Genomic DNA, 20,299 nt, shown 5'->3' on the forward strand with positions numbered 1-20,299 from the left:
CCGTCATGACCGCGTCCAAGAACGACCGCATCTCCGCGCTGCCCGAACACCTCCGCGAGAAGCTCCGCGCCCGGCTCGCCGGCCGGGCCGCGCCCGTGGTCGACGTGATCCCGCCCGCGCCGCGCGACGAGCCGCTGCCGCTGTCGGCGGGCCAGCAGCGCCTGTGGTTCCTGGCCCAGTTCCAGCCCGGGAGCACCGAGTACACCAGCGCGGTCGCGCTGCGGCTCACCGGTCGGCTCGACCGGGAGAGGATGGCCGACGCCGTGCGCGGGCTGGTGCGCCGGCACGAGTCGCTGCGCACCACGTTCGACCAGGTCGACGGGCACCCGGTGCAGGTGGTGCACGACGACGTCGAGGTCGACCTGCTCGCCGTGGACGACCTGGGCGAGGTGCTGGACGAGCCGTTCGACCTGCGGCGCGGCCCGCTGTTCCGGGCGGCGCTGCGCACCGGGGCCGACGGCGCGCACGTGCTGCTGCTGGCCTCGCACCACATCGTCGTGGACGGCTGGTCGCTCGGCGTGCTGGGCGACGAGCTGGGCGCGCTGTACCGGGGCGAAGCCCTGCCCGAGCCCCGGTTGCAGTACGCCGACTACGCCGTCTGGCAGCGCGGCCGGCCGGTGGACACCGGGTTCTGGGTCGACCGGCTGGCCGGTGTCGTGCCGCTGGACCTGCCGACCGACCGGCCGCGGCCGGCGGAGCGCACGCCGGCGGGCGCGACGCACGAGTTCACCGTGCCCGCCCGGCTGGCCGGCGACCTGGCGGAGCTGGCCCGCGTGCACGAGACCACGCTGTTCACCGCCGTGATGGCGGCCTGCCAGCTGCTGCTGGCCCGCTACACCGGCCAGGACGACATCGCGGTCGGCACGGTCACCACCGGGCGCAACCGGCCGGAGCTGGCCGACCTGGTCGGCTTCCTGGTCGGCACCGTCGTGCTGCGGTCCACCGTGGACAGCTCACGGTCGTTCGCCGAGTTCCTGGGCGAGGCGAACCGGACGGCGCTGGACGCGTTCGGCCACGACGACGTGCCGTTCGACCGGGTGGTGGAGGCGGTGGGCGCGTCCCGCGACCCCAGCCGCACGCCGCTGTTCGACGTGATGGTGGTGCTGCAGAACGCGGGCCGCGCCCTGCCCTCGTTACCGGGCCTGCGCGTCGAGGAGCACCCGCTCAGCCGCGCGTGGTCGAACTTCGACCTGACCTTCGAGTTCACCGAGACGCCCGAGGGGCTGCACGGCGCGGTCGAGTACAGCACCGACCTGTTCGACGCCGGCACGGTCGACCGGATGGCCCGGCACCTGCTCGCCCTGCTGGGCGCGATCACCACCGACCCGTACCGGCCGATGGCCGAGCTGTCGATGCTGCTCGGCGACGAGCCGGCCGGCCGCGGACCGGCGCTGGCCGTCCCGGACGTGACGTTCCCGGCGTTGTTCGAGGCGCAGGCCCGCCGCACCCCGGACGCCACCGCCCTGGTGTGCGACGGCGACTCCCTCACCTTCGCCGAGCTGGACGCCCGCGCCAACCGGCTCGCCCGCCGCCTGCTCGCCGACGGCGTCGAGCCCGAGCAGATCGTCGCGCTGGCCCTGCCGCGCGGCCTGGACTGGGTGGTCGCGGTCCTGGGCATCCTCAAGGCGGGCGCGGTGTACCTGCCCGTCGACCCCGGCCTGCCCGAGGCGCGGTACGCGTACCTGCTGGAGGACTCCGGCGCGGTGCGGGTGATCGACGCGCCGCTCGACACCGCCGGCCTGCCGGCGACCCCGCCTGACGTGCCGGTGCGGCCCGACAACGCCGCGTACGTCATCTACACGTCCGGTTCGACCGGCCGGCCCAAGGGCGTCGTGGTCGAGCACCGGCACCTGGTGAACCTGCTGCACAACCACCGCGAGACGTTCGCCGGCGACCGGATGCGCGTCGCGCTCAGCGCGGTGTTCTCGTTCGACACGTCGTGGGAGGGCGTGCTGCTCATGGCCGACGGCCACGAGCTGCACGTGCTCACCGACGACGTGCGGCTCGACGCCACCGCGTTGATCGGGTACGCCCGCGAGCACCGGATCGACCTGCTGGACCTGCCGCCGTCCTACGTCCGGCAGCTCCTGGCCGACGGCCTGCTGACCGCCGAGGACGGGCCGAAGGTGCTGGTGCTCGGCGGCGAGGCGCTGGGCACGGCGCTGTGGCGCGACCTGGTGGCCACCGGGCTGCGGGCGCACAACTTCTACGGCCCCACCGAGACCACGGTGGACGCCGTGTCGTGCCGCGTCACCGGCGACCGGCCGGTCATCGGCACGCCGCTGGGCAACGTGACCGCGTACGTGCTGGACGACGACCTGCGGCCGGCGCCGGTGGGCGTGCCGGGCGAGTTGTTCATCGCGGGCGCCCAGGTGGCCCGCGGCTACCTGGACCGGCCGGGGTTGACCGCGCAGCGGTTCCTGGCCGACCCGTTCGGCGGGCCCGGCTCACGCATGTACCGGACGGGCGACCGGGTGCGGTGGACTCCCGTCGGCGGAGCCGACGATCGGACTGCCGTCGGCGGAGCCGACGATCGGACTGCCGTCGGCGGAGCCGACGATCGGACTGCCGTCGGCGGAGCCGACGATCGGACTGCCGTCGGCGGAGCCGACGATCGGGCGCCGTCGTACGTCCTGGAGTTCCTGGGCCGCACCGACGACCAGGTCAAGATCCGCGGGTTCCGGGTGGAGCCCGGCGAGGTGGAAGCCGCCATCTCCACCCACCCGGACGTCACCGAGGCGGTCGTCGTCGCCCGCGAGGACGGCGGGCACACCCGGCTCGTCGCCTACGTCGTCACCACCGGGTCGGTCGACCTGCGCGCGCACCTGCGCGACTCGTTGCCGGACTACCAGGTCCCGTCGGCGTTCGTGGAGCTCGACCGGCTGCCGCTGACGCCCAACGGCAAGCTGGACCGGGCCGCGCTGCCCGCGCCGCAGGCGGTGGCGGGCGGCGAGTTCGTGGCGCCGCGCACCCCCGCGGAGGCCGAGCTGGCCCGGATCTGGGCCGAGGTGCTCGGCGCGGAGCGGATCGGCGTCGAGGACAACTTCTTCGCGGTGGGCGGCGACTCGATCCTGTCCATCCAGCTGGTGTCGCGGGCGCGGCGGGCCGGGCTGCACCTGACCTCGCGGGACGTGTTCCGGCACCAGACGGTGGCCGAGCTGGCGCTGGTCGTGCGGGAGGCCGTGCGGACCGCGCCGGAGCCGGTGTTCACCGGGCCGGCGCCGCTCACCCCGATCCAGCGGTGGTTCTTCGCCGAGTACGGGCCGCTCGCCCACTTCACCATGTCGCTGCTGGTCGAGCTGGAGCCGGCGGTGGACGCGGAGGTGTTGCGCGGCGCCGTGCGGTCCGTCGTCGGGCACCACGACGCGCTGCGGCTGCGGTTCCGCGAGGTCGACGGGCGGTGGGCGCAGGAGGTCGCGGACACCGAGGTCGACGTGTTCCGGGTCGAGGTCGACGCGGACGTGGAGGCCGTGGCACGCGCGGCGCAACGCGGCCTGGACCTGGCCGCGGGACCGCTGCTGCGCGCGGTGTTCTTCCCCGGCGCGCGGCCGAAGCTGCTGCTGACCGTGCACCACCTGGCGATGGACGGCGTGTCCTGGCGGGTCCTGCTCGGCGACCTGGAGCAGGCCTACCGGGGTGTGCCGCTGGAGCCCGTCGGGACGTCGTTCACGCAGTGGGCGCACCGGCTGGCCGAGCACGTGGCGTCCGGCGCGCTGGACGACGCGCGGGCGCACTGGGACTCGCTGCCCGCGCCCGAGCAGCTGCCGGTCGACCGGGACGGCGCGAACACCGCCGGGTCGACGCGCGTGGTGTCGGCGCGGCTGGACCGGGCGACCACGGAGGCGCTGCTGACCGCCGTGCCGCCGGTGTACCGGACGCAGGTCAACGACGTGCTGCTCAGCGCGCTGGGCCGGACGCTGGCCGAGTGGACCGGGCGGGACGCGGTGAGCGTGACGCTGGAGGGCCACGGCCGCGAAGAGCTGCTGCCCGGCGTGGACCTCAACCGCACGGTCGGCTGGTTCACCACGCAGTTCCCGGTGGTGCTGGAGCCGGGCGACGAGTGGGGCCGCACGCTGAAGTCGGTCAAGGAGTCGCTGCGCGCCGCGCCGCACCGGGGCCTGAGCTTCGAGGCGCTGGGCGGCGGCGCGCTGCCCCAGGTCTCGTTCAACTACCACGGCCGGTTCGACGTGGCCGACGGCGGTTTCTACCGGGCCAGGCGGGACGCGGTCGGCGAGGACGTGCCCGCCGACGGTCCGCGCACCCACCTGCTCGAGGTGACCGGCCTGGTCGAGCGCGGCGAGCTGGAGCTGAGCTGGCAGTACTCCGAGCACGTGCACGACGAGGAGACCGTGCGGCGGCTGGCCGAGCGGACCCTCCAGGCGCTGCGGGAGATCGTGGCGCACTGCGCCCAGCCCGGCGCCGGCGGTCGCACGCCCTCGGACTTCCCGCTGGCCCGGCTCACGCAGGAGCAGGTCGACGCGCTGGCCGGCCCGGACGTGGAGGACATCCTCCCGCTCACGCCGTTGCAGGCGGGCATGGTGTTCCACAGCCTGGTCGAACCCGGCACCTACGTCGACCGGATGCGGCTGGTGCTCGACGGCGTGCGCGACCCGGCGGCGTTGCGCCAGGCGTGGCAGCGGGTCGTGGACCGCACGCCCGTGCTGCGGTCGAGCGTGGTGTGGGACGGGGTGGCCGAGCCGGTGCAGGTCGTGCACGGGCACGTGGAGCTGCCGGGCGGGCCGGTGGACGCCCCGTTCGACCTGGGTGTCGCGCCGCTGCTGCGGGTCGCGGTCACGCCGCTGGACGAGGACCGGGTCGAGCTGGTCTGGTCGTCGCACCACGTGATCCTGGACGGCTGGAGCACCGGGCAGGTGTTCGGCGAGGTGCTGGAGCAGTACCGGGCGATCGTCACCGGCACGCCCGCCCGGTTGCCCGCGCGGCGGCCGTTCCGGGACTACCTGCGCTGGCTGGCCGAGCAGGACCGGGCCGAGGCCGAGGCGCACTGGCGGTCCGTGCTGTCCGATGTGGACGGCCCGACGCCGTTGCCGTTCGACCGCGCGCCCGCGCGGGCCCACCGCTCGGAGGCGTCCGCGTCGGTCCGGTTCTCGCTGGACCTGGACGACGCCGCGCAGCGCGCGGGCCTGACGGCGAACACGGTGGTGCAGGGCGCGTGGGCGTTGCTGCTGGCCCGTGCCTGCGGCGAGGCCGACGTGGTGTTCGGCAGCACGGTGTCCGGCCGCCCGGCCGAGCTCGCCGGGGTCGAGTCCATGGTCGGCATGCTGATCAACACCGTGCCGACCAGGGCGGTCGTGGACGGCACCGCCGAGGTGGGCGCGTGGCTGCGCGAGCTGCAGGCCGCGCAGAGCGAGTCGCGGCGGTTCGAGCACACCTCGCTGGCCGAGATCCAGTCGTGGACCGGGACCACCCTGTTCGACTCCGTGGTGGTGTTCGAGAACTACCCGTTCGAGCGGGACGGCGACGGGCCGCGCGTGGTGGAGATCGACGCGGTCGACAACGCCACGCTGCCGTTGACGCTGAGCGCGTCGCTGACCGACCGGCTGAACCTGGACCTGGCCTACGACCCCGAGCTGTTCGACACCGCCACCGCCGAACGGCTGGCCGGGTGGCTGCGCGAGCTGGTCCGCGCCATCGCGGCCGACCCGACGGCGCGGATCGCCGACCTGCCGTGGCTGACCGAGGCCGAACGGCGCCGGGTGCTGGTCGAGTGGAACCGGACCGGGCGGGACACACCCCGGGAGCTGTACCCGGAGGTGTTCGCCGAGCAGGCCCGCCGCACGCCGGACGCGACCGCGCTGGTGCACCACGACCGCACGGGGGCGCGCACCGCGCACACGTTCGCCGAGCTGGACGCCCGGGCGAACCGGCTGGCGCACCACCTGCTCGCGCGCGGCGCGGGTCCGGAGCGCGTGGTCGCGGTCGTGCTGCCGCGCTCGGCCGACCTGGTGGTGGCCGTGCTCGCGGTGCTCAAGGCGGGCGCGGTGTACCTGCCGGTCGACCCGGGGCTGCCCGCCGAGCGCATCGACTTCCTGCTGCGCGACGCGAACCCGGCGTCGGTGCTGGACGCGATGCCGGACTTCGCCGGGCCGGACCTGGCCGGGCTGCCGGACACGCCGCCGCCCGTCGCGCCCCGCCCGGAGCACGCCGCCTACCTGATCTACACGTCCGGGTCGACCGGCACGCCCAAGGGCGTCGTGGTCGAGCACCGGCAGCTGGCGAACCTGTACTACGCCAACAGCGCGGCCCTGATGCGCGAGCCGACCCGGTTCGCGGTCACCGCGACGTTCTCCTTCGACACGTCCTGGGAAGGGCTGCTGTTCCTGGCCGCGGGCAGCGAGCTGCACGTCATCGACGACGAGCTGCGGCTCGACCCGCCCGCGCTGGTCCGGTACGTCACCGAGCACGGCATCGGCACGGTCGACCTCACCCCGTCCTACGCGCGGCAGTTGGCGCAGGCCGGGCTGCTGGAGTCCGGCCTGCGCCGGATCATGCTGGGCGGCGAGGCGGTGGACGCGCCGCTGTGGCGGCAGATCGCCGAGTCGCCGGTGGAGGGCTTCAACTACTACGGCCCCACCGAGGTGACGGTGGACTCGGTGGCGACGCGGGTCGTCGGCGAGCGGCCGGTGATCGGCCGGCCGCTGGCCAACCTGTCCGCTTACGTGCTGGACGCCGACCTGCGGCCGGTGCCGCCCGGTGTGCCCGGCGAGCTGTTCATCGGCGGCACGCAGGTGGCGCGCGGCTACCTCGGCCGGCCCGGGCTGACCGCCCAGCGGTTCGTCGCCGACCCGTTCGGCCCGGCGGGCGCGCGCATGTACCGCACCGGTGACCGGGTGCGGTGGTCGGCGGTCGACGACCCGGCTCGGCCTGGCGTGCTCGAGTACCTCGGCCGGGCCGACGACCAGGTGAAGATCCGCGGTTTCCGGATCGAGCCCGGCGAGGTCGAGGCGGCGCTGCTGGACGTGCCCGGCGTGCGGGAGTCCGCCGTGGTGGTCCGGGACAACCGGCTCATCGGGTACGTGACCGGCGCGCCGGAGACCGACGCGCGTGACGCGCTGGCCCGCGCGCTGCCCGACTACCTGGTGCCGTCGGCGGTGGTGGTGCTGGACGAGCTGCCGTTGTCGCCCAGCGGCAAGCTGGACCGGCGGGCGCTGCCCGAACCGGACCTGTCCGGCGAGTTCGTCGAGCCGCGCACCGACGCCGAGCGGGTCGTGGCCGAGGTGATGGCCGACGTGCTCGGGGTGACGCGGGTCGGCGCGCTCGACGACTTCTTCCGCCTCGGCGGCGACTCGATCCTCAGCATCCGCGTGACCTCGCGGTTGCGCGCCGCGTTCGGCGTGCAGCTGTCGCCGCGCGCGGTGTTCGACCACCCCACGGTGTCCGGCCTCGCCTCCGCCATCAGCACCGGGGCGGGTTCCGGCCAGGATGCGGTGGACGCCATCCCGGTGATCCCGCGCGATGGCGTCCACCCTCCGCTCACCCACCCGCAGTCGCCCGCCCAGCGGCGGCTGTGGTTCCTGGACCAGTTCGAGCCGGGCAGCACGGAGTACGTCACGCCGACCGCGCTGCGCCTGAGCGGGCCGCTGGACCTGGCCGCGCTGCGGCGGGCCCTCGACGGCCTGGTGGTCCGGCACGAGTCGCTGCGCACCACGTTCGACGACGGCGTGCAGCTCGTGCACGAACCGTTCGAGGTGCCGCTCGCGGTCGAGGACGGCTCGTGGGAGGCGGTGCTGCTCGACGAGGTCGGCACGCCGTTCGACCTGCGCGGGGGACCGCTGTTCCGGACCCGGCTGGTGCGCGTCGCCGCCGAGGAGCACGTGCTGGTGCTGACGCTGCACCACATCGTCACCGACGGCTGGTCGACCGGTGTGCTGGCCAACGACCTCGGCGCGCTGTACGCGGGCGAGGAGCTGCCGCCGCTCGCCGTGCAGTACGTGGACTACACGGCCTGGCTGCCGGAGCCCGCGGTCGACTACTGGGCCGGCGCGCTGGCCGGCGTGCCGCCGCTGGAGCTGCCGACGGACCGGCCGCGGCCGGCGGTACGCGGCACGACGGGCGCGATGCACGGGTTCACCGTGCCCGCGCCGCTCGCGAAGGCCGTGAAGGCGGTGGCCGCCGAGCACGGCGACACCCTGTTCACCGCGCTGCTCGCGGCCACGAAGGTGCTGCTGGCCCGCTACACCGGGCAGGACGACATCGCGGTCGGCACCGCGGTGTCCGGGCGCGGGCGGGCTGAGCTGGACGACGTGATCGGCCTGTTCGTGAACACCGTGGTGCTGCGGTCCGCGGTGGACACGAGGCGGTCGTTCACGGAGCTGCTGGCCGACGTGCGGACCACCGTGCGGGACGGTTTCGCGCACCAGGACGTGCCGTTCGAGCGGGTGGTGGACGCCGTCCGGCCGGACCGCGACCCCAGCCGCAACGCCTTGTTCGACGTCATGGTGCTGATGCAGAACTTCGGCGCCGACGTGCCCGAGCTGCCCGGCCTGCGGGTGGAGGACCTCCAGCTCCCGCTGGTGACCTCGACGTGCGACCTCACGTTCGAGTTCGGCGAGGTCGACGGCGAGCTGCGCGGCGCGGTGGAGTACAGCACCGACCTGTTCGACGCGGACACGGTGGACCGCATGGCGCGGCACCTGCTGGTGCTGCTGGAAGGCGTCACGGCCGCGCCGGACCGCCCGGTGGGCGAGCTGCCGCTGCTGCTCGGCGACGAGCCGGACGGGCACGGGCCGCGGCTGGCCGTCCCCGAGACGACGTTCGCCGCGATCTTCGAGGAGCAGGCGCGGCGCACGCCCGACGCCGGCGCGCTGGTGTGCGGCGGCACCCGCCTCACCTTCGCCGAGGTCGACGCGCGGGCCAACCGGCTCGCGCACCACCTGCTGGCCGCCGGCGCGGGTCCGGAGCGGGTGGTCGCGGTGTCGTTGCCGCGGTCGGCCGACTCGGTGGTGGCGATCCTGGCCGTGCACAAGGCGGGCGCGGTGTACCTGCCGGTCGACCGCGACCTGCCGCGCGACCGGGTGGACTTCCTGCTCCGCGACGCCCGGCCGGCGTTCGTGCTCGACGTGATGCCCGACGTGTCGGGCTTCCCGGACACCCCGCCGGACGTCGTCGTGCGGCCGGACCAGGCCGCGTACGTGATCTACACGTCCGGCTCGACCGGTGTGCCCAAGGGTGTCGTGGTCGAGCACCGGCAGCTGACGAACCTGATCCACAACCACCACCGGGTCTTCGCCGACGACCCGATGCGGGTCGCGCTGACCGCCGTGTTCTCGTTCGACACGTCGTGGGAGGGGCCGCTGTTCATGGCGGGCGGCCACGAGCTGCACGTGCTGACCGACGACGTCCGCCTCGAACCGCAGGTGCTCGTCAAGTACGTGCGCGAGCACCGCGTCGACCTGCTGGACCTGACGCCGTCCTACGTCCAGCAGCTCCTCCCGCTCGGGCTCCTCGACGGCGACCACACCCCCAGGCACGTGATGCTGGGCGGCGAGGCGCTGCCGGAGTCGCTGTGGCGGACGCTGGCCGCGTCCCGCACCACCGCGCACAACTACTACGGCCCGACGGAGGTGGCGGTCGACTCGGTGTCCACCGTCGTCACCGGGGACCGCGCGCTGATCGGCCGCCCGCTGCTCAACCTGGTGGCCCACGTGCTCGACGAGGACCTGCGCCCCGTCCCGGCCGGTGTGCCCGGCGAGCTCTACCTCGGCGGCGCGCAGGTGGCCCGCGGCTACCACGACCGGCCGGGCCTGACCGCCCAGCGGTTCCTGGCCGACCCGTTCGGCGAGCCCGGCTCACGCATGTACCGCACCGGGGACAAGGTGCGGTGGGTTCCCGCCGGCGGAGCCGGTGACCGGACGCGGACAGCCGCCCTCGACTACCTGGGCCGCAACGACGACCAGGTGAAGATCCGCGGTTTCCGGGTCGAGCTGGGCGAGGTCGAGGCGGCGCTCCTGCACCACCCGGACGTGACGCAGGCGGCCGTGGTGGCGCGGGCGCACAACGGTCACCAGCGGCTCGTCGCCTACACCGCGGGCACGGCCGCCGACCTGGCGGGCTGGCTCAAGCAGCGGCTGCCGGACTACCTGGTGCCGTCGGCGTTCGTGGCGCTGGACGCGCTGCCGATGACCCCGGCGGGCAAGGTGGACCGGCGGGCGCTGCCCGCTCCGACGTTCACCGACGCCGGCTACGTCGCGCCCGAGCCGGGCGTCGCGGCCACCCTCGCCGACATCTGGGCCGACGTGCTCGGTGTGGAGCGGGTCGGCGCGCGGGACAACTTCTTCGCCCTGGGCGGCGACTCGATCCTGAGCATGCAGGTCGTGTCCCGGGCGCGGCAGGCCGGGCTGAAGCTGACGTCCAAGGACGTCTTCCTCCGCCAGACCGTCGGCGACCTCGCGCTCGCGGTCACCGACGACACCGCGACGACCCACGAGACGGTGACCGGGCCGGCGCCGCTGACCCCGATCCAGCGCTGGTTCTTCGCCGAGCAGGGACCGCTGGCGCACTTCACCATGTCGGTGGTGGTGCGGGTCGGCGACGCCGAGCCGGCCGCGGTGCGCGACGCCGTGCGGGCCGTGGTCGCCCACCACGACGCGCTGCGGCTGCGGTTCACCCGGGTGGACGGCGAGTGGCGGCAGGAGGTGGCGGACGCGGAGTCCGCCGAGGTGTTCCGCCTCGCCTCGGGCGACCTGGCCGCCGAGGCGCACCAGGCCCGCACGAGCCTCGACCTGCGCCACGGCCCGCTGCTGCGCGCCGTCCTGTTCGACGACGGCAGGCTGTTCGTCACCGCCCACCACCTGGTGGTCGACGCGGTGTCGTGGCGGATCGTGCTGGAGGACCTGGACACCGCGCTCGCCGGCCGCGACCTCGGACCGAAGAGCACGGCGTTCACCGACTGGGCGCACCGGCTCGACCGGCACGTGCGCGAGGGCCGGTTCGACCACGCCCTGCCGCACTGGGCGGACGTGCCCGCGGAGGAACCGGCGCCGACGTCGGCGGGCAGCGCGCGCAGCGTGTCCGTGCGGCTGGGCAAGGCCGAGACCGACGCGCTGCTGCACGCCGTGCCCGATGCCTACCGCACCCAGGTCAACGACGTCCTGCTCACCGCGCTGACCGCGGCGTTCGCCGGGCGGGCGCTGGTGGCGCTGGAGGGCCACGGCCGGGAGGAGCTGTTCGACGGCCTGGACCTGTCCCGCACGGTCGGCTGGTTCACCGCCGAGTTCCCGGTCGCGCTGGAGCTGCCCGGGGACGACGGCGGCGCCGTCGACTGGGGCGCGGCGCTGAAGTCGGTCAAGGAGCAGTTGCGCGCCGTGCCGGACAAGGGGCTGAGCTACGAGGCCCTGAAGTACTGGGACCGCGGCGTGACCGGCCCGCTGCCGCGCGTGTGCTTCAACTACCTGGGCCAGTACGACGACGAGATCGACGACGTCGACCACGGCCGCGAGGTGCCGGACGACGCCGTCCGGCCGCACCTGCTCGACATCGGCGCCGCCGTGTCGTCGGGCGAGCTGGTGCTGGACTGGGAGTACTCCACCGAGGCGCACGACGAGGCCGCGGTGCGCGCGTTGGCCGACCGGATGCTCGACGCGCTGCGCGGGATCGTCGCGTTCTGCGCGAAGCCGGACGCGTGGGGCCGCACGCCGTCGGACTTCCCGCTGGCGAAGCTCACCGCCGAGCAGGTGGACCGGATCGTCGACCGGGACGTGGAGGACGTCTACCCGCTCACCCCGTTGCAGGCGGGCATGGTGTTCCACAGCCTCGTGGACGACAGCACGGCCTACGTGAACCAGCTGCGGGTGCGGCTGTCCGGTGTGGACGACCCCCGGCGCTTCGCCCGGGCGTGGCAACGCGTGGTCGACCGCACGCCCATCCTCCGCACCGACGTGGTGTGGGAGGGGCTGGACGAGCCGGTGCAGGTGGTGCGGCGCGGCGTGACCGTGCCGGTGACCTACGCCGACGTCACCGACGAGGTGGTCGCGGCCGACGCGGCGGCCGGCGTCGACGTGACCACCGCGCCGCTGATGCGGCTGGTCGTCGGCCGGGCCTCGGACACCGAGGTGGACCTGTTGTGGACCTCGCACCACCTGCTGCTCGACGGGTGGAGCACCGCGCAGGTGTTCGGCGAGGTGCTCCACGAGTACGCGGGCGGCGCGGCGCCCGCGCGGCGGCCCTTCCGCGACTACCTGGCCTGGCTCGCCGAGGTCGACCAGTCGGCCGTCGAGTCGTACTGGCGGGGTGTGCTGGCCGGGTTCGAGACGCCCACCCCGCTGCCGTTCGACCGGCCGCCGACCGAGGCGCACCGCGCCGAGTCGTCCGCGCAGGTCGTGCTCGACCTGCCCGCCGACCGGCTCGACGCGGTCGCCCGCACGCACGGCCTGACGGTGAACACCCTGGTCCAGGGCGCGTGGGCGGTGCTGCTGTCCCGCACCTCGGGTCAGCGGGACGTGGTGTTCGGCAGCACGGTGTCCGGTCGGCCGGCGGAGCTGCCCGGTGTCGAGTCGATCATCGGCATGTTCATCAACACCGTGCCCACGAGGGTGACGGTGGAGTCCGACGTCGAGGTGGTGACCTGGCTGCGCCGGTTGCAGGACTCGCAGACCGAGTCCCGGCAGCACGAGCACGTGTCGCTGGCGCAGGTGCAGGGTTTCGCCAAGATCAGCTCGGACTCCGGCACGCGCCTGTTCGACAGCCTGCTGGCGTTCGAGAACTACCCGGTCGAGAAGGACTCGCCGGACGGCGCGCCGGGCATCGGCGAGGTGGACAGCCTGGACACCACGTCGTTCCCGCTCACCGTGCGGGCGTACGTGGACGACTCGCTGCACGTGGAGCTGACCTACGACCCGCGGCTGTTCGACGCCGCCACGATCGGTCTGCTGGGCGAGCGGCTGGCCCGGCTGCTGGACGCGATCGGCGCGGACCCCCGGCGGCGGGTGTTCGAGCTGCCGTGGCTGTCCGACGACGAGCGGGACCGGGTGCTGGTGTCGTGGAACGGCACGTCGTCCGGCGCGGTGGTCGAGGACACCATCCCGTCGCTGTTCGCCGCACGGGCCGCGCGCACGCCGGACGCCGTCGCGGTGACGTGCGAGGGCGCGAGCCTCACCTACCGGGAGCTGGACGAGCGCGCGAACCGCCTGGCGCACCACCTCGTCGCGGCCGGAGCCGGCCCGGAGACGGTGGTGGCGCTGCGCTTCCCCCGTTCGCCCGACCTGGTGGTCGCGGTGCTGGGCGTGCTGAAGGCGGGCGCGGCCTACCTGCCGCTGGACGCCTCGTACCCGGCCGACCGGATCGCGCACATGATCGAGGACGCCCGGCCGACGGTGACCCTGGACGGGCTGCCCGACCTGTCCGGGCTGCCGACCGACGCGCCCGATGTGCCGCTGCGGCCCGAGAACGCCGCGTACGTGATCTACACGTCCGGGTCGACCGGGCGGCCGAAGGGCGTGGTGATCCCGCACTCGAACGTGGTGCGGCTGTTCTCCGGGACCGACCACTGGTTCGGCTTCGGACCCGACGACGTGTGGACGCTGTTCCACAGCTACGCCTTCGACTTCTCGGTGTGGGAGCTGTGGGGACCGCTGCTGCACGGCGGACGACTCGTCGTCGTCCCCTACGAGGTCTCGCGGTCACCGCGCGACTTCGCCCGCCTGGTCGCCGACGAAGGCGTGACCGTGCTCAACCAGACGCCCTCGGCGTTCTACCAGCTGCTGGAGGAAGCGCCCGACCTCGACGTCCGGTACGTGATCTTCGGCGGCGAGGCGCTGGACATGCGCAAGCTGTCGGCGTGGCGCGGCTCCGGCGAGTTGATCAACATGTACGGCATCACCGAGACCACCGTCCACGTCACGTGGACGCCCGCGGACGGCTCGATCGGCGTCCCCATCCCCGACCTGCGCGTCTACGTGCTCGACGACGAGCTGCAACCCGTCGCGCCCGGCGTGGTCGGCGAGATGTTCGTGGCCGGGCCGGGAGTGGCCCGCGGCTACCTCCACCGGCCGGGCCTGACCGCCCAGCGGTTCCCGGCCGACCCGTTCGGCGCGCCGGGGAGCCGGATGTACCGCACCGGCGACCTGGCCCGGTGGGTGGACGGCCGGCTGGAGTACTTCGGGCGCGCGGACCAGCAGGTGAAGATCCGCGGCTTCCGGATCGAGCTGGGCGAGATCGAGGCGGTGCTGGCCGCGCACGACGCCGTGGCCCAGGTCGCGGTGATCGTGCGCGAGGACCGGCTGGTCGCCTACCACGTGCCCGCCGGCACGGCCGAGGCCACCGGGCTGCGCGAGCACGCCGAGCGGTCGCTGCCGGACTACATGGTGCCCGCCGCGTACGTGGCGCTGGAGCGGTTGCCGCTCAACGCCAACGGCAAGCTGGACCGGGCCGCGCTGCCCGCGCCGGAGCGGGAGGCGTCGGCGGCGGGCGGGTTCGTCGCGCCGCGCACCGAGGCCGAACGCCTGGTCGCGGAGGTCTGGGCGGACGTGCTCGGCCTGGCCGAGGTCGGCGCGGAGGACAACTTCTTCACCCTCGGCGGCGACTCGATCTCCAGCATCCGGGTGGTGTCGCGGCTGCGGTCGTCGTTCGACGTGTCGCCGCGCGACCTGTTCGACCACCCGACCGTGGCCGCGCTCGCCGCCCGCCTGTCCGGGTCCGTCTCGGCCGACGGGGCGATCCCCCGCGTCGAGGGCGACGCGCCGCTGTCGTTCGCGCAGCAGCGGCTGTGGTTCCTGGACCAGTTCCAGCCCGGCGGCACCGAGTACGTGACACCGCTGGCCGTGCGGTTGCGCGGCGCGCTGGACGTGCCGAGGCTGGAGCGGGCGTTGCGGGCGCTGGTCGAGCGGCACGAGTCGCTGCGGACCACGTTCCCGGCGGTGGACGGGCTGCCCGTCACCTCCGTGCGGCCGGTCGACGTGACGCTGCCGGTGGTGGACGAGCTGCCCGCGCCGGAGCCGTTCGACCTCGCCGAGGGGCCGCTGTTCCGGCCCGTGCTGGTGCGCCGAGGACCCGACGACCACGTGCTCGCGCTCACGATGCACCACATCGTCACCGACGGCTGGTCCGGCGGGGTGCTGATGTCCGACCTGGCCGCGCTGTACGGCGGCGAGGAGCTCGCGCCGCTGCCCGTCCGGTACGGCGACTTCGCCGCCTGGCAGCGGCAGCAGCCGCTGGACGCGCAGCTGGACTACTGGCGCGAACAGCTGGCCGACGTGCCCGCGCTGGAGCTGCCGACGGACCGGCCCCGGCCACCCGTGCAGACGACGGCGGGCGCGCAGACCGGGTTCGCGGTGCCGGCGCCGGTCGCGGAACGGTTGCGCGAGCTGGCACGGGCCGTGGACGGCACGCTGTTCATGGCGCTGGTCGCGGCCTGCGAGGTGCTGTTGCACCGGTGGACCGGGCAGGACGACTTCGCGCTCGGCACCGTGGCCTCCGGCCGCGACCGGCCCGAGACGCAGGACCTGGTCGGGTTCTTCGTCAACACGGTGACCCTGCGGGCGCGGGTCGAGCCGTCGGCGACGTTCCCCGAGTTCCTGGCCCGCACCCGGGCGACCGTGCTGGACGCGTTCGCGCACCAGGACGTGCCGTTCGAACGGGTGGTGGACGCGGTGCGCCCCGACCGCGACACCAGCCGCACGCCGCTGTTCCAGGCCGTGGTGGCGCTGCAGAACGCGCCCCAGGCGGCGGGCTTCCCCGGGCTCGACGCGGAGGACGTCGAGCAGCCCACGGTGAGCAGCAACTTCGACGTGACGATCGAGTTCACCGAGGACCCCGACGGCGGGCTGCACGGATCGGTCGAGTACAACACCGACCTGTTCGACGCGGGCACGGTCGAGCGGCTGGTCGACCACCTGGGCGTGCTGCTGTCCGGCATCGCGGCCGACCCCGACCGCCCGCTGTGGGCGTTGCCGGTGCTGCCCGACTCCGAGCGGGAGCTGCTGGCGGCGTGGGGTTCCAGCGGTCCGGCGGTCGACGGCCCCGGCTTCGTGGAGCTGGTCGAGGCGCAGGTCGCGCGCACACCGGACGCGTTGGCGCTGACCGGCGCGGCGGACGTGACCTACGCCGGGCTGAACGCCCGCGCGAACCGGTTGGCGCACCACCTGATCGGGCTGGGCGCGGGACCGGAGCGGATCGTCGCGCTGCGGCTGCCCCGGTCGGTCGACCTGCTGGTGGCGGAGCTGGCGGTGCTCAAGGCGGGCGCCGCGTTCCTGCCCGTCGACCCGGAGTACCCGGCCGAGCGGATCGCGTTCATGCTCGACGACGCCCGGCCGCTGGTGGTGCTGGACGGGCCGGTCGACGTGTCCGACCAGCCCGACGCGGACCCCGCCGTGGCGGTGCGGCCGGAGCACCCGGCGTACGTGATCTACACGTCCGGGTCGACCGGGCGGCCGAAGGGCGTGGTGGTGTCGCACGCCGGCCTGGCCACGTTCGCGGCGGCCGAGATCGCGCACTTCGACGTGCGGCCCGGCGACCGGGTGCTGGAGTTCTCCTCGCCCAGCTTCGACGCGTCCGTGCTGGAGCTGTGCATGGCCCTGCCCGCCGGCGCGGCGCTGGTCGTGCCGCCGCCGGGGCCGCTGCTGGGCGACCAGCTCGTCGAGGTGGTGAACGGGTTCGGCGTGACGCACGCGCTGATCCCGCCGGTCGCGCTGGCCACCGTGCCGGACGTGGCGCTGCCGACGTTCCGCACGCTGGTCGTGGGCGGCGACGCGTGCTCGGCGGACCTGGTGCGCCGCTGGGCGCCCGGCCGCCGGATGATCAACGCCTACGGGCCGACCGAGTCGACCGTGGTCACGTCGTGGAGCGAGCCGCTGGAACCCGGCGGCGTGCCGCCGATCGGCCGGCCGATCCCCGGCACGACCGCGCACGTGCTCGACGGCGAGCTGCGGCCCGTGCCGGTGGGCGTCGCCGGCGAGCTGTACGTGTCCGGCGTCGGGCTGGCGCGCGGGTACCTGGACCGGCCGGGGCTGACCGCGCAGCGGTTCCTGGCGAACCCGTACGGGCCGCCCGGGTCGCGCATGTACCGCACGGGCGACGTGGTGCGGTGGACCGCCACCCCCGGCGACCGGGCGTCCGGACAGCTGGAGTTCGTCGGCCGGGCCGACGAGCAGGTGAAGATCCGCGGGTTCCGCATCGAGCTCGGCGAGATCGAGACGGCCCTGCTGCGGCACCCGGACGTGCGTGAGGCGGTCGTCGTGGCCAGGGCGGACGCGCGGGGCCACAAGCGGCTCGTCGCCTACGTCGTGGGCGAGGTCGCGCGGTCGTCCTGGGTGGAGAAGGTCCGGGAGTTCCTGGGCGAGTCGCTGCCGGACTACCTGGTGCCGTCGGTGTTCACGCCGGTGGACGCCCTGCCGATCAGCCCCAACGGCAAGGTGGACCGGGCGAAGCTGCCCGAGCCGGACTTCGGCGCCCTCGCCGGCGCCGAGTACGTCGCGCCGTCCGGGCCGGTGGAGGAGGCGCTGGCCGCCGTCTGGGCCGACGTGCTCGGTGTGCCCAGGGTGGGCGCGCAGGACAACTTCTTCGCGCTGGGCGGCGACTCGATCCTGAGCATGCAGGTGGTGGCGCGGGCGCGGCAGGCCGGGTTCCGCTTCGCCACCCGCGACCTGTTCGTGCACCAGACCCCCGCCTCGCTCGCCCCGCACGTCACGGTGGAGGTGTCGTCGTCCGCCGACCGGGCGCCGGTGGTGGGCGAGGTGCCGCTGACGCCGATCCAGCACTGGTTCCTCACCTCGGGGCGGCACAACCCGCACCACTTCAACCAGTCGCACCTGGTGGAGCTGGACCCGGCGGTCGACGTCGCGGCGTTGCGGCGGGCGCTGGGCGTGCTCGTGGCGCACCACGACGCGTTGCGGCTGCGGTTCACGTCCGTCGACGGGGTGTGGCGGCAGCACAACGACGACGTGGACGACGTCGACGTGCTGACCGTCGTGGACGGAGCGGCGGAGCTGGAGCGGGTCGCGGACGAGGTCCACTCGTCGTTCGACCTGGCGACCGGGCCGCTGGTGCGGGCGGTGCTGTTCCAGGGTGAGCAGCCGCTGCTGTTGCTGGTCGGCCACCACCTGGTGGTCGACGGGGTGTCGTGGCGGATCCTGCTCGACGACCTGGAGACCGCGTACCGGGGCGAGGACCTGGGCGCCAAGACCACCTCCTACCAGGAGTGGTCGCGGCGGCTGGAGTCCCACGTGCTCGGCGGCGCGCTGGACGACGAGGTGGAGCACTGGGACCAGACCTTCCCGTCGTTCCCCCCGCCGTCCGGGACGGCCGAGTCGGTGACCGTGGAGCTGTCCGAGGAGGACACGGACGCGTTGCTGCGCGGCGCGCCGGTCGCCTACCGGACCCGGATCAACGACGTGCTGCTGGCCGCGCTGGCGTGGGCGCTGTCCCGGTGGACGGGGTCGTCGCGGGTCGCGGTCGACCTGGAGGGCCACGGCCGCGAGGACGTGCTCGACGTGGACCTCTCGCGGACCGTCGGCTGGTTCACCACGGTGTTCCCGGTGACGTTGGAGGTGCCGGACGGCGGCTGGCGCGACCGGGTGAAGGCGGTGCGGCGGCAGCTGCGGGCCGTGCCGGGCAACGGGTTCGGGTACGGGCCGCTGCGGCAGCACGGCCGGGTGCCCGACGGCGGGCGGCCCGCGGTGTCGTTCAACTACCTCGGCCAGTTCGACGGCGGCTCGGCCGAGTCGACCGGCCTGTACCGGGCGGTGCGGCCGTCCGTCGGCGCGGACCACGACCCGGCCGACGGCGGCGACCACGTGCTCGACGTGGTCGGCGAGGCCGGGAAGACGCTGGGCTTCGCCTTCTACCACTACCCGTCGACGCACTCGGCCGAGGAGATCGGCGCGGTGGCCGCCGACTTCGCCGCCGCGCTGCGGGCGATCGCCGCGGACTGCCGGGGTGCGCTGTGACGACGTCGCTGGCACGCAACCGGAACTACACGCTGCTGTGGGGCGGCCAGGCGCTGGCCGAGGTGGGGTTCAGCGCCTCGATGCTGGCCCTGCCGCTGCTCGTGCTGGCGCTGACCGGGTCGCCGGTGCTGTCCGGGCTGGTCCTCACCGTGGACGCCACCGCGCAGCTCCTCGTCGGCCTGCCGGCCGGCGCGCTGGTCGACCGGTGGGACCGCAGGCGGATCATGCTGTGCTGCGAGGCCGTCCAGGTGGTCGCCCTGGGCGGGCTCGTGGTCGCGGTGTGGGCCGACGCGGTCACCATCCCGCACGTCATGGCGGTCGCCGCGGTGCTCGGCGTGTGCCGGGCGTTGTTCGAGCCCGCCGAGGACGCGTGCCTGCCCCGGCTCGTGCCCGAGTCGCAGCTGGCGACGGCCGTGGCGATGAACAGCGCGCGGTCCTCGTTGGGGCAGATGGCGGGGACGGCGCTGGGTGGCCTGCTGATCGCCGTGGCGCGGTGGCTGCCGTTCCTGGTGGACCTGGTCACGCACGTGGTGGCGTTCGTGGCGCTGCTGTTCCTGCGGGTGCCGCCGACCGCGCCGGTCGAGGCGCACCCGCCCCTGCTGCGGTCGATCGGCGAGGGCCTGCGGTGGGTGTGGAGCCGGCGGGAGATCCGGGTGACGGCGCTGTGCGCGGTGGTGCTGAACCTGTTCTTCACCGCGTTCTACGTGGTCGTCATCGTGCTGGTCGAGGGCCGGGGCGCGTCGTTCGGCGAGATCGGCGTGATGGCGGCGATGCTCGGCGTCGGCGGCGTGCTCGGGGCGTTGGCCGCGCCGTGGCTGCACCGCGCGCTCGGCCCGCACCGGTCGATCGCCTCGGTGTTCTGGGTGCTGACCCTGCTGGTGCCGTGCGCGCTGCTGGTCGAGTCGGCCTACCTGGTCGGGGTGCTGTTCGCCCTGATGAGCTTCCTCGCGCCGACCGCCAACACCACCATCAGCACCCACCAGCTGCTGCTCACCCCCGACGAGCTGCGCGGACGGCTCAGCGGGGTGATGGGTGTCGTCGTGGGCGGCGCGGGCGCGGCCGGCCCCCTGGTCGGCGGCGTGCTGACCGAAGCGCTGTCGGCCCGCACCGCCGTCGTGGTGTGCGCGGCGGGCATCTTGTCCATCACGATTTTCGTCACAGTCAGCCCGACGTTGCGCGGGTATGCGAAAGCACAAGAGGAGAACAAGGCATGAGGGACGACATCACGTACCAGGTCCTGGTGAACGACGAGGGCCAGTACTCGTTGTGGCCCGCCCACCACGACGTGCCCGCCGGGTGGCGGTTCGAGGGCACGAAGGGCACCAAGGACGAGTGCTCGGCGCACGTCGACCAGGTGTGGACCGACATGCGGCCCGCGTCGTTGCGCGCGGCGATGGACTGAG

Annotated in this window: 3 protein-coding genes; all 3 read left to right on the plus strand. The window is 74.3% G+C overall.

The window, feature by feature from the left end:
* The first annotated feature begins 5 nt into the window (after positions 1-5).
* The 3 genes from EDD40_RS06925 to EDD40_RS06935 are packed head-to-tail and all read left to right on the plus strand — an operon-like array spanning position 6 to position 20,298.
* Positions 6-18,896: a non-ribosomal peptide synthase/polyketide synthase gene (locus EDD40_RS06925; RefSeq protein ID WP_123742150.1), complete on the plus strand. Its 18,891-nt coding sequence runs from the start codon at positions 6-8 to the stop codon at positions 18,894-18,896.
* Entirely contained in the window at positions 18,893-20,110 is a 1,218-nt protein-coding gene (locus EDD40_RS06930) for an MFS transporter (protein WP_123742151.1), read from the plus strand. Before EDD40_RS06925 ends, EDD40_RS06930 begins: the two co-directional genes overlap by 4 nt.
* The gene (locus EDD40_RS06935; RefSeq protein ID WP_123742152.1) at positions 20,107-20,298 is read left to right on the plus strand and encodes an MbtH family protein; all 192 of its coding nucleotides are present in this window, start codon (positions 20,107-20,109) and stop codon (positions 20,296-20,298) included. Before EDD40_RS06930 ends, EDD40_RS06935 begins: the two co-directional genes overlap by 4 nt.
* The last annotated feature ends 1 nt before the right edge of the window (position 20,299 follow it).

This window comes from Saccharothrix texasensis, assembly GCF_003752005.1.
In the GTDB taxonomy this organism is placed as follows: Bacteria; Actinomycetota; Actinomycetes; order Mycobacteriales; family Pseudonocardiaceae; genus Actinosynnema; species Actinosynnema texasense.